Consider the following 12,628-nt stretch of genomic DNA (forward strand, 5'->3'; position numbering starts at 1 on the left):
GTGGTGTACTCTGAATACTTTTTATCTATGAAAAATTAGTTTTTATATATTTCGTCCATACTTCTTTTATAAAATATGTTATTTTGATAATAATCTCATTTACTTTGAAATAATCAGTTTAAATTTCTTGTAATAAATCTCCTTCTTTTAAAATTTTATTATATTCACATAAGGAATCATAATTTCCAAATGCAGATGTTATTTTATTTAAGATCAAGAAATTCCGGCTTTAGTATATTTTTGTAGTCCAACAAATATTCATAATCTTTGTAGTTTTGTGGCCTTCTAATAAAATTGTGAGAAACATTTACTTTTGTTTTTTTTGCTTCTGTTTTACTTTTATTATTTTTCTTATCAAAAGTAGTTTCAAAAATATTTGTATTACCGCTTAATTTGAAAACTAATTCATTTTGAATATTAACTAAATCATCTTCATAGATACTATTAACTTGACTCAAAAAAAGATCATTATTGGGAAAAGGCTCATCCCTATCTTCTTTAAATGATATTTCCATATTAAACTTATCATATACTAATGATAAATAAATAAACAAATTACCTCCATTATAAGTTAAAAACTCAACTGTAATATCATTATAGTTATTATTAATATAGGCCAATGGTTTTTCATCATTAAAGATCATAATATGATATTCTTTATTATTTTCAAAAGCATATTTCGCCCAATTCTCAACATTTTTTGCTGCCTCTTTTTCTTCTTTCGATGATTTTTTTTCTATTATTAAATCATTAATATTATCCAATGTATCTTGTTCGGACATTATCTCATTTGACAAATTATTATATTGTAAAAATTTATAAGTAATCATATTTATAATCCTTTAATCTGTGATATATCATCTATAATTGTTACACCCCTTTTTTTTGCGTAATCCAAAACTTCTTTTGAAACCCCACTCATATTTTCAACTTGAAGATAAATTTTTTCTCCTAGCTTTCCAAATTCGTCTGATTTTGAACCTGCATATTTTGCTGCATCATTAATATAGTTTTTTGCAGTTGGTGTAGCTACTTTACTTAAGTCGGTAGCTTTACGTTCAATAATACCTATACCTTTAATGTAACTATCAACGAAGCCTTTCTTCCCATTTTTTAGAGAAACAAATAGTTCTGATCTAAATATTTTACCTGCATTTGTTGCTAATTCTTCTGTAAAAGCATTCATTACATTATTAAAACTATTTCCCCTCATAATATTCTGAAACCATTTCTGAGATTCCAAAATCATTTGAGACAAACATCTACCAGAATTATGAACCAGTAAAGCTAAGAGGCCTACAAAATAGGTATGAAAATGGGCTACCGTAAAGTTATAAACTTTTTTAGGTTCATAGCTATATTCTGTTTTTTCAATGGTAACTTTCTCATCATTTTTGGTTAGAATTTTTTCGCCTACTTCTAATTCTGAGGCATCTTTCCAGCCTTCTTCAGTATAGAAAGGATGGGTAGCCGTTGTTTCAATCACTTCAGCTTCCGTATAAATACTAATGGTATGGTCACTTTCATTAATGATAAGATCAATAACCGGCTGAAGAGCTACAGTATCTGTATCTTCATCATAAGCCCACACCTGATCTCCGATTCGGATATCTTCAATATTTTTAATTCCGTGTTCAGTATGCACGGGTGTTCCAGCCGGAAAACAGGCAAAAACACAGGTCTTAAGCAATTTTTTGGCTACATCATCTACACTTTTCTTCAAAGCTTCTTTGCTAAGCTTTTTCATCGCTGCTTTTCCCATCTGCTGAAGCGCTTCTTTAGATATGGCTTTTGCACCGGCTTTTATAGCGCCTTTCAATCCTGCTTTTGCTCCTTGCATAGCTACCGTTCCGGTTCCAAAAGAAACCACACCTACCGCAATAGAGGCTACATCCCATATTAAAAATCCGGCATTCATAAGGCTGCCGCCTACATCTCCGGTTTGTATATCATTGATAAGGTCACGACCGCTTCCCCACACAGGAATCATTCCTTCCATAAAACCTGCTTCCCCTACACTATTACCATTTCCACTGTCATCAAGTTCACGCTGTGCCTGATCCTGCATATCTTTTACCTCCTGGGCAGCATCTTCCGGAAGGGGAACCTGTCCGCTGGTCATAAACTCTACCTTTCCCCCAACAGGACATTGACATGTACTTTTTCCTATCAAAGACCGGATTCCGTTAATTTTCACCTGCCAGGTATCCTGCCAGGTCATAGGAACTGTGGCAGGGGTACAGGGGCCACCACTAATCTTACATACCTTGAAGGAAGGTATGTTAACCAAAGGAGTAGCATCTTGATTCGTTGCTACAAGACAGCCATGAATCTTCACCTTTGTATTGAACGTAGGTTTGAAGAAATCCGGAGCTGCTCCCTGGTCACACATCATCAGGGCATTGAGGGTTATGTATTCTAACTCATCCATGATTTCTGTTTTAGCATTACATAATATTGGTATCTCCTGAAGACATTACAGCACTTGGTCCTCCTGTAATCGTAAGTGGTGAATCTGTACTAATATCCATTGGACCACCTTTGCTTGACAATCCTAATGCTCCTGTAAGCGCGGTGATATCAATCATTCCTTTTCCTGCTGACGCCGTAATTCCTGCTTCGGATATCGTAATAGAATTATCTCCTACCTGTAATGTAATACTTGTTTTTCCGTCAAGAGTGATATTTCCGCCGGCATCCATTTTTAACAAGGATTGTGGTGGAGCATCTTTCTTACCTCCTACATTGATTACGTTAGTACTTCCTGCATTCACAGTATGGTTGCTATTGGCATTGGTGGTTGCATTTCCGGTTCCGTCAAAATTCATATTGGCACCACCCTGATCTTTAAGATTCATAGATCCTGCACCATTGTCATATTTTAATTCTGCACCACTTCTGCCGCTGAAACTCATGATATTATTTCCTGAACCACCACCAGCTCCAATTCCGCCATGATACATTCCGCCCATTACAAAAGGACGGTCCGGATGAAGATGTACAAAATTAACAATCACCTGATCTCCCACTTCAGGAATAGACATAAATCCTCTGTTTTTGCCAACCTTTTCACTGCTTCCGGCGTCAGGAGACATTACACGGATAAATTCCGTAGTGTCTTGCCCACTCTGCCAGTCAAGCTGAACCTGTACGCGGCCTTGATTTTCAGGATCGGTATTGGAAATTACCTTTCCAAACTGAGGTTCTGCCACAGGAACAGTAAATTCCGGTCTTGGAATAAATCCGGTGTCAGAAGCTATGGCCTGGAAAGATCCGTCATAATACCCACGGGCATCTACCTCATGAGTAACCTCTATGAGCATTAACTTTGTAAAATAGGAAGTATTGTTGGTATCTGTTTTACGCATTTGAATATCCGCAATACAGCCCGGATAAAGAAACGGGACCGTTGTATTTCCGGAAGTGATAAAAACCTGTGAAGCATTGCTTCCTGCTGTTCCTTTTTGAGAAGCATCAATATCCATAAAAGAAGAAGCTTTGATGGGGGCTACTCTTAAAGATGGCGTTTGAAAAGTCTTTTCTGAAATTTCATACGCGCGCTTAGCAATATCTGAGGTATGGGTTATTTTTGAACTTCCACCTTTAAATTTTTCATTTTTGCTGCTGTTGTATCCATAGAATGAAGGATTCACATGCTGAGCTTTCATTTTAATTTTAACATCGGTCAGATTACTGCCATAGGTCAGCATTACAGGTTTTTCCTGTGGTGGAAGCTGTCCGAAGTGTAAGACTTCCCCATCGTAGAAAAATTGTTCCCCATAAGCTTCAGCAATTCTTGCCAGATAGTTATAATGGGTTTCTTCGTATTGAGAACTGTAAGAGACATTCCCATGACGGGCATCTACTCTAAAATCAAATTTTCCCTGTCCCAATCCTTCTTTAATCACTTCATTGGCAATACTGTTCAAACTGATAGGCTGTGCTCCTCCAAAACTTTGAATATGAGGTGCCGCATCTAGTAAGATTGTTGGGCTGAAGCCTGACAACACAAGATTACCCAGACTTCCTTTTTCCTGACTGAATCCGACTTCTGTGATAACTCCTACAAAATTTCTTTCCGCACCTCCTTCCACATCTTTATATTTGAAAACAACAGTAATCCTCTTTCCAAGAAAATTCTGTACTTCTTCAAGATTATGGTTTTCTGCACTTCCTAACGTATCATGGGCTAGAATAAGTTCAAATTCATGATGTTTAGTAGCGCTTTGCGTAAGTTTAAAATGTTTAAAATATTTTATAGGCTTACCTTCCACATGGATATCAAGCTTTACAACACGATTGATTCCTGCTATCGCACTCTCCGGAATACTGTCTGCGTTGAATATTTTGGAAGTAGGCTGTTTTGCCCAAAGCTTTTCTTTGATAATAGCAGGTTCGTTTGGTAACAAAGGCTGATTCAGAAACTGTTTTCCTGTATTCACCACATTGACTGCATTATTTACTTTTGAAGCAACTTTCTTTACTTCTTTAATTTTCTTATTGTCTTGGATTTTGTTTACAAAACCTGTCTTGTCCGAATCTATTTCCGGTTTGGGAAGATTATTCTTTTCCTGAAACATGACATCTTTTTTTGGGTGTATGACTTAATTGGATATTCAACCTTTACAGGTGAGACCCTTTAGCTCAAGGAACCAATCTATAGCTTGCAACGGCCTCTGGAACAAGCCTTTCGATGATTGATCTGAGATGGGTGCAGTTGGAATTTTAGAAAAATAATTCCACTTTAAGTACTTAGTAATACTTTAAAAAGGGGTTGATTTCGGTATTTTTTCATAAGTTTTTTTAGTGATTTTGGTAATGCAATATATCACCTTAAATATTCACATCAAAATGAATTACCGATTATTTGAAAAATTGTAGTAGAACTACGACAATGAAATTTACAATGACTTTTCAACAAAGCTTTTTTCTCATTACTGAACAAAAAAATCCATGTTACGTTCAGTGTATCAGTAACATGGTTTTTTAAATTTTAGTTGAAACTTATTAAAAATAGATTAAGCTTTATTTGAATTCTTAAGCTGTAAAGCTCTCTGATAAAAAGATTGACTGGCAATTTTTTCTTCAGCTTCATCAATGGCTTTTAGGAGATTATTTTCATTATCTGCAATTTCACCCAATACGATCGTAACCAGTTCCCATACTGGTTTCATTTTTTCAACTAACTCATTTCCTTTAGGAGTTAATAGAAATAACCTTTTACGTTCATCGTTTTTATCTTTTTTCCATTCTAAAAGTTTGAGCTTTTCAAGTTCTTTGAGTAAAGTAATAGTAGAGGGATGGGTATAACCAATTTCATTAGCAATTTCAACAACACTGGCTAATTCTCTTTGATAAATAGTGTAAATTACAGGAAACCATTTAAGTTCAAAATCAATTCCAAAAGCTTTATAGATCAAGGCACCATCCTTTCTCAGCTGCTCACTGAGGCGGTGGAGCCTGGTGGATATGGCAAGGATTCCTGCTTCGTTGATAACATTCATGTTCAGTCAATATGTAAGTGATAAAAGATATCGTCAGCACTCATTAACGGAAAATATTCCGGAAGGTTTTCTTTTTTGATCTTCACAAAATTATTTCTTTCATAAAAACGCTGAGCTGCTTTTAATACCGTTATGGTTCCCAAATATAAATCATCTATTCCATTTTCATCACAGAAAGAAATTAAAACTTCTAATAATTCCTGTGCAATATTCAGCTCTTTTCCCCGGAATTCTTTTTTTACAAACATTTTTCTGATGGCTCCTGCTCTTTCGTCAAATTTGACCAAAGCAATGGTTCCCACAAGCTCTCCATCTATAAAAGCACCCCAAAAGTTTCCTCCGGCTTCAGTATAAAAACTTTCTATCTCAAAAAGATCCGGCTGGTCATGGATCGTAAGCGGAACATTAAATTCTTTTTGCTGAATATTCAAAATCAGGTCAATAGCCTGTTCTGAGTAAGCATTTCCTATAGGCTGAATGTATAATTTCATAGTATTCTATTTTAAAGTATAAAACTACGTAGTTAAATACATATATACAAATTAAATTTTGTATTTAACAGATATTAAGGTTTTTAAAGGATGGAAGTTATACTTGTCGTATTATCACTGTGAAGAAACCAATAAGTTTATCCAATTCGAGACATACTATTCAATTATTTTGAAAGCTTATTTAAAATAAAAAACGTGTGTCATTACTGACACACGTTTTATAATTGATCACAAAATATTTTTTATTTCCAGCCTCCACCAAGAGCCTGATACAGCTCTACGGCAGCCTTCATTTTATTATATCTTGCATTGGAAATATTAAGTTCTGCATTCAATGAGTTTACACTGGCATTTAAAACTTCAAGATAATTGGCCATCCCATAATTGACCAATTCCTGAGAATAGTCTACTGATTTTTTGTAGGCATCCAATTCTTTTTGTTTTAACTCAATAAATGAATCCTGAACAGAGAACACCCTGATAGCATCGGAAACTTCTTTTCCAGCAGTAAGAACTGTTTTTCTGAAGTTCAAATAAGCTGTTTCCTGGTTAGCAAGACTCACATCATAGTTCGTCTTGATCGTTCTTTTATTCAGAATAGGTTGTGCCAATCCAGCCACCACATTCGCAAATAATGAGTTTACATTAAATAGGTGGTCAATGTCTACAGACTGAAGTCCTCCTGTTCCTGTAAGCTTCAATGTTGGATAGAACTGAGCTTTTGCAGCATTGGTCAATTCAAATGCATTCATTAAGTTGTATTCTGCTCTCATGACATCCGGACGGTTAGCTAACAATTGAGCTGGGTATCCCAATTTCAAATCGATTGGAAGATTCTGGCCTTCCAAAGTAGATCTTTCAATAGTGTGTGACGGTTCTCCCATTAAAAGGCTCATGGTGTTTTCCAGCAGTTGAATCTGTGTATCAATATCAATCAATAAAGATTTTGCATTGAAAACAAGGGCTTCACTCTGTTGCACCGCTACCTCTGTAAGAGTTCCGGAAGCTTTCAATGCCTTTGTCGTTTCCAGATTCTTCTCACGAATTGCAATCGTTTCTGTGATGATCTTCTTCTGAGCATCAAATGTCAGCAACTGATAATATGCAGAAGCAATGGAAGAAACAAGACTGCTTTTTACTGCTTTATGAGCAGCAACAGTTCCTAAATAAGCCGCTAATTGTGCTTTTTCCTGTGCTTTCATTTTTCCCCATATATCAGCTTCCCAACCGAGACTTGCTGTAATGTCAAATTGATTGACATATCGTCTTTCTCCAATGATCTGTCCAAACTGAGTATTGATAGACTGTGTCTGGAAAGTATAATTGGGTCCTACCGAAAGAGTTGGAGCATAGGCTGCCTTACTTTGTTTAAGGTAAGCTTCTGCAGAAGTGATACTTTGTAAAGCAATCCTGATATCCAGATTATTATCTAGAGCTTTTGAAATATGTCCCTGAAGCAGGGGATCTGTAAAGATTTCCTTCCAGGAAACATTGGCAACGGTAGCACTGTCTGAAGGAAGCATATCTGTACGGAAAAGCTTTTCGTCAACAACGTTCTTCGGCCTTTCGTATTCCTTCCTGGCCATACAGGACGTGATGGCTCCCAGCATAATCGCTGAGAAAGTTATTCCTTTTATGATGTTTATTAAACTTTTCATTATTTGAAATTTAAATGTTCAAGGTTTCCGGCTTACCGTATTAAACTTTAAACCAGAAAACCTTAAACTAAATTAATTTACTCTGCTAAATTGATATCTTCTTTTTTGATAGGCTTAATCTTCTCCTGTATGCTTTCAAAAATCACATACAATACCGGAATTACAAAAAGTCCTAAAACAGTACCTATCAACAATCCTATGGCTGCTCCTGTTGCGATTGATCTGTTACCTACAGCACCAATTCCACTTGCTAACACTAACGGTAATAAACCGAAGATAAAGGCAAATGAGGTCATCAGAATCGGCCTTACTCTCGCTTTTGCGGCATTGATGGCAGACATTACGATTGTTTCACCATGATGCCTTCTCTGGACTGCAAATTCAACAATAAGGATCGCATTTTTCGCCAACAATCCGACGAGCATAATTAGAGCAATCTGGAAATAAATATTATTTTCCAAGCCCATAATTTTCTGTCCGAAATAAGCTCCCATTACCCCAAGAGGAAGAGAGATAACAACGATAAGCGGAAGGATATAACTTTCATACTGTGCAGAAAGGATAAAGTAAACAAAGACCAAACTTAACCCGAAAATCAGAAGGGTCTGAGATCCTGAATTTAATTCTTCTCTGGTTAATCCTGTAAACTCTACTGCATAGTTTTGATTCAGGGTTTCATCAGCTACCTGCTGTACAGCAGCAATAGCATCCCCGGAACTGTATCCGTCAGAGTTTGCTCCCGTCACCTTCACTGAAGTAAACAGGTTATAACGGCTTACAGATTGTGGTCCGTATGCTTTTTTCAATGTTACAAACTGTGAAATCGGAGACATGATACCTGAACCTGTTCTGACATAAAGCTGGTTCAGATTCTCAATATTCTGTCTGTTCTCTGGAAGTGCCTGAACCATTACTCTGAACTGTTTTCCATACTTGGTAAAGTCGGCAGTATAAATACCTCCAATATACCCTTGCATGGTAGCCAAAATATCATTCACAGAAACGCCAAGCTGTTTGCTGAGTGGAACATTAATTTCCATCTGATACTGAGGATATTTTGTGTTAAATGAAGTCTGAGCAAACTGAATTTCAGGTCTCTGCATCAGCTTACCGATGAATTCATTGGTTTTATTATCCAAGTCAGCATATTCTCCCCCTGATTTATCCAGTAATACCATTTCAAAACCAGCACTGTTACCAAATCCCGGTACACTTGGCGGTTGAAAGAATACTACTTTGGCATCAGGAACAGATCCTACAATTCCAAATAGTTTTTTGGTGATATCTTCAGAAGTCTGACCATCTTTTTTTCTTTCTTCAAATGGCTTCAACTTAACAAAGGCAAGACCATTGTTACTTCCGTTTCCTGATAAGAATCCTCTACCTGTAGAAATCGTTACATTCTGTACTCCCGGAACCTTCAATGCTTTAGCCTGAAGTGTTTTCAATGCATTATATGTTCTTTCCATAGAAGCACCCGGAGGAAGCTGAACATCGGTAAAGATAATTCCTCTATCTTCTGTAGGAACGAAACCTTTCTTCATGGTTCCACTTGCCCAATATAGAATACCTCCTGTAACCGCAAAGATTACCAGGGTTACCCATTTATGTCTTAACAGAAATACAAATCCTCTTCCGTAACGCTCAGTTGTTGTTTTAAAAGCAATATTAAACTTATAGAAAAACTTCTGTAGCAGGTTTAAGTTCTTATACTCTGCATGATGCTCTGCGTGAGGCTTTAAGAATAATGAACATAAAACCGGACTCAACGTTAATGCATTAATAGCAGAAATGATGATCGCGATGATCAGCGTAATACCAAATTGTTGGTAGAATACTCCTGTAGGACCTGTAATAAACGTCACAGGGATAAATACCGCTGCCATTACTAAAGTAATAGAAATAATAGCTCCTGTAATCTCATCCATCGCTTCCACCGTTGCTTTTTTAGCATCTGAAATACCATGCTCCATCTTCGCATGAACGGCTTCCACGACGACAATCGCGTCATCCACCACAATACCAATGGCAAGTACCAATGCAAAAAGGGTTAACAGGTTTAATGAGTATCCGAATAAATTCAGGAAGAAGAACGCCCCTACGATAGATACCGGAACCGCAATGGCCGGAATCAAAGTAGATCTGAAGTCCTGAAGGAAAATATATACTACAATAAACACCAAGATGAAAGCTTCAATCAGTGTATGTACTACTTTTTCAATAGAAGCTTCTAAGAACTCGTTGGTATCAAAGTTAAAAGTATATTTAATTCCTTTAGGGAAAGTACTTTCTGCAGATTTCAGATACGTTTTGATATTTTTAATAATCTCCTGTGCGTTGGAACCCGGCGTCTGGAAGATCCCCATACTGATGGAAGGACTGTTTCCGTTCTCCCCAATCCCTGTATAAGACTGGCCTGCCAATTCTACTTTAGCAACGTCTTTAAGCATAAGGTTTTGTCCGTTTGGAAGAGATTTGATGATGATATTATCATACTGTTCTTTATCGTTGAATTTACCTACATATTTGATAATATATTCAAAAGAACTTCCACTGTTCTGCCCAATGGAACCCGCCGCAGCTTCTCTACTCTGCTCATTGATCGCATTGGTAACATCCGTAGGGGTAACACTATAGGCCGCCATTTTTGCAGGGTCCAACCAGATTCTCATGGAATAGTTTTTACCCCCGAAAACGTTGGCATCCCCTACACCATTTACCCTTTTTAGGTTTGGAATAATATTGATATTCAAAAAGTTCTGAAGGTATACATCATCAAGATCTTTGTTTTCCGAATAGAAAGACATATACATCAAGGCACTCGTCTGTTGCTTTTGAGTTACAACACCTGAACGCGTCACTTCGGACGGCAACAAAGGAGTAGCTCTAGCCACACGGTTTTGTACGTTTACCGCCGCAATATCAGGATCTATTCCTTGTTTAAAGAAAACCTGGATCTGGGCAGAACCATCATTTCCTGCAGAGGAAGTAATATAGTCCATACCTTCTACCCCGTTGATCTGCTCTTCTAAGGGAACGACCACACTTTTCATTACAGTTTCCGCATTGGCTCCTGTATAGTTTGCAGACACACTTACTGTAGGCGGTGCAATATCCGGATACTGTGTAACCGGTAACGAGATCAGCCCTAGCACACCGAGAATCACAATCAAGATTGAAATTACGGTAGATAAAACCGGTCTGTTAATAAAGTTTTTTATCATTAGAATTTCGGTTTTATTGATTTAACAAGACTATCCATTTTGATTGGTTTCGGTTTTACAGCTGTTCCCGGTTTCAATCCTCCGATACCTGCTGCAACCACTATTTCACCTTTATTAACTCCTGATTTTATAAGAGCCAAATTGTCGATTCTGTCAATAACATTTACTACAACGTTTCTTGCAGTATCTCCTTTTTCTACTTTATATACGTATACAATACCTTGTTGCTCGTAAGTAGCACTTTCAGGAACTACAAGAACATTATCATAATTCTGAGGGAATCTGATCGTTCCACTGTTACCATTGCTTAATAATTTTTGAGCATTGGTAAAGGCAACTCTGAACTGAATGGTTCCCGTAGTAGGATCTATCTGACCGGTAATGGCTTCAATTCTTCCTTTTTCAGGATAAAGACTTCCGTTGGCTAACTGAAGCTCAACCATTGGTAAGTTTTTGATTTTCTCAGGCATAGAAGCTCCTGGAGATTTTTCAAGGAAATCAAAATACTCCTTTTCATTCATCGCAAAGTAGGCAAAGATTTCAGAAGTATCAGAAATGGTTGTTAAAGGAGTCTGGTCAGACGGCCCTACCAAACTTCCGACTTTTAACGGAAGTCTTCCTACTACTCCTGAAATAGGCGCACGAATAATGGAATATTCAATATTAGCTTCTACTCCTTTGTAGTTGGCTTCAGCCTGTCTTTTTGCAGCATGTGCCTGCTGTAACTGAGCCTGAGCCTGGGCTAACTGAGCTTGTGCAGATTGTAACTGTACGTTACTGATAATATTTTTCTGAACCAGAGGTTTCAGTTTGTTGACTTCAACCTGAGCAGCATTTACAGATGCCTGTGCAGCGGCAATAGTAGATTCAGCGGCCCCGATTCCTGCTTTAGAAGCAGCGGCATTTTCGGTAAGGATATTGGTTTCCAAACGGAACAAAGGCTGTCCTTTGGTAACATATTGTCCTTCATCTACCAATACCTGGGTAATATATCCCTGTATTTTAGTACGTACATCATTGTTTACTCTACCTTGAATGGTAGCCGGAAACGTCTGATATCCTACTATATTTTTTGACTCCACAGAAACAACAGGGTACGGTTTGGCACCATCCTGTTTCGGAGCTTCTTTTTTGCAGGCTGTGAGAGAAAGCGCTGCAATGGAAAGTATAACTAGCTTATTATTCATTTTATAGTTTATTAAGAGATTCCTGAATATTTTCTATGTTTTTGTTTAAGAGTGCTTTGTAAACTTCTATTCTTTCGTTGTATCCATCGTCTTTACTTTTTTTAAAATTGTTTAAATCATCTAATAGCTTTAATTCGTCCTGCATTTTCTGGACAATTTTCTCAAATCGGATCTTTTTGTATTCATCATTGATAAAAAAATACCGTTTCCTCTCATCCATCTTATTATGATCTACGATGAGCTGTGCATTTAACAATAATGAAATACTGGTGGAAACGGAACTTTTGCTCGCAGAGAGCACTTCAACAAACTCGTCAAAAGTAATTCCTACTTTCTCATAATCAAAAAGAAGGTAGGAATAGATTTTTGAAGCTAAAGGAGGTAGGTTGAACACAGTGCCATAAAACTTTACGGCATCCTGAAATATTTTTTCATCAATTCCTATACTTTGGTGCATAATATAAAAATTTGAACAAAAGTAAAAATTAGTTCAGAACCAAACGAACAAAGCTGATAGAGATTATAAATACAGGGCGTTTTAAAAATTCAATGAAAATTGATTTA

Annotated in this window: 9 protein-coding genes; all 9 read right to left on the bottom strand. The window is 37.0% G+C overall.

The genetic code is table 11. The features are described from left to right. Positions 1-203 precede the first annotated feature (203 nt). Entirely contained in the window at positions 204-782 is a 579-nt protein-coding gene (locus EG344_RS23050; RefSeq protein ID WP_123911615.1) for a hypothetical protein, read from the bottom strand. A gap of 50 nt (positions 783-832) precedes the next feature. Further along, positions 833-2,431: a polymorphic toxin-type HINT domain-containing protein gene (locus EG344_RS23055; RefSeq protein ID WP_123911616.1), complete on the bottom strand. Its 1,599-nt coding sequence runs from the start codon at positions 2,429-2,431 to the stop codon at positions 833-835. Between the two features lie 16 nt (positions 2,432-2,447). Next, entirely contained in the window at positions 2,448-4,580 is a 2,133-nt protein-coding gene (locus EG344_RS23060) for a type VI secretion system Vgr family protein (protein WP_123911617.1), read from the bottom strand. Between the two features lie 438 nt (positions 4,581-5,018). Continuing rightward, positions 5,019-5,504: a MarR family transcriptional regulator gene (locus EG344_RS23065; RefSeq protein ID WP_123911618.1), complete on the bottom strand. Its 486-nt coding sequence runs from the start codon at positions 5,502-5,504 to the stop codon at positions 5,019-5,021. A 2-nt stretch (positions 5,505-5,506) separates the two neighbouring features. After that, positions 5,507-5,995: a GNAT family N-acetyltransferase gene (locus EG344_RS23070; protein WP_123911619.1), complete on the bottom strand. Its 489-nt coding sequence runs from the start codon at positions 5,993-5,995 to the stop codon at positions 5,507-5,509. Between the two features lie 242 nt (positions 5,996-6,237). Next, positions 6,238-7,653 (bottom strand): efflux transporter outer membrane subunit, encoded by a 1,416-nt coding sequence (locus EG344_RS23075; RefSeq protein ID WP_123911620.1) that lies wholly within the window; start codon positions 7,651-7,653, stop codon positions 6,238-6,240. Between the two features lie 77 nt (positions 7,654-7,730). Further along, the gene (locus EG344_RS23080) at positions 7,731-10,877 is read right to left on the bottom strand and encodes an efflux RND transporter permease subunit (protein WP_123911621.1); all 3,147 of its coding nucleotides are present in this window, start codon (positions 10,875-10,877) and stop codon (positions 7,731-7,733) included. After that, a complete protein-coding gene (locus EG344_RS23085; protein WP_123911622.1) occupies positions 10,877-12,064 on the bottom strand; it encodes an efflux RND transporter periplasmic adaptor subunit in 1,188 nt (395 codons plus the stop codon). Before EG344_RS23085 ends, EG344_RS23080 begins: the two co-directional genes overlap by 1 nt. 1 nt (position 12,065) lies before the next feature. Beyond that, positions 12,066-12,521, bottom strand: coding sequence for a transcriptional regulator (locus EG344_RS23090; protein WP_123911623.1), 456 nt, complete (start codon positions 12,519-12,521; stop codon positions 12,066-12,068). Between the last annotated feature and the right edge of the window lie 107 nt (positions 12,522-12,628).

The organism is Chryseobacterium sp. G0162, assembly GCF_003815715.1.
GTDB lineage: Bacteria > Bacteroidota > Bacteroidia > Flavobacteriales > Weeksellaceae > Chryseobacterium.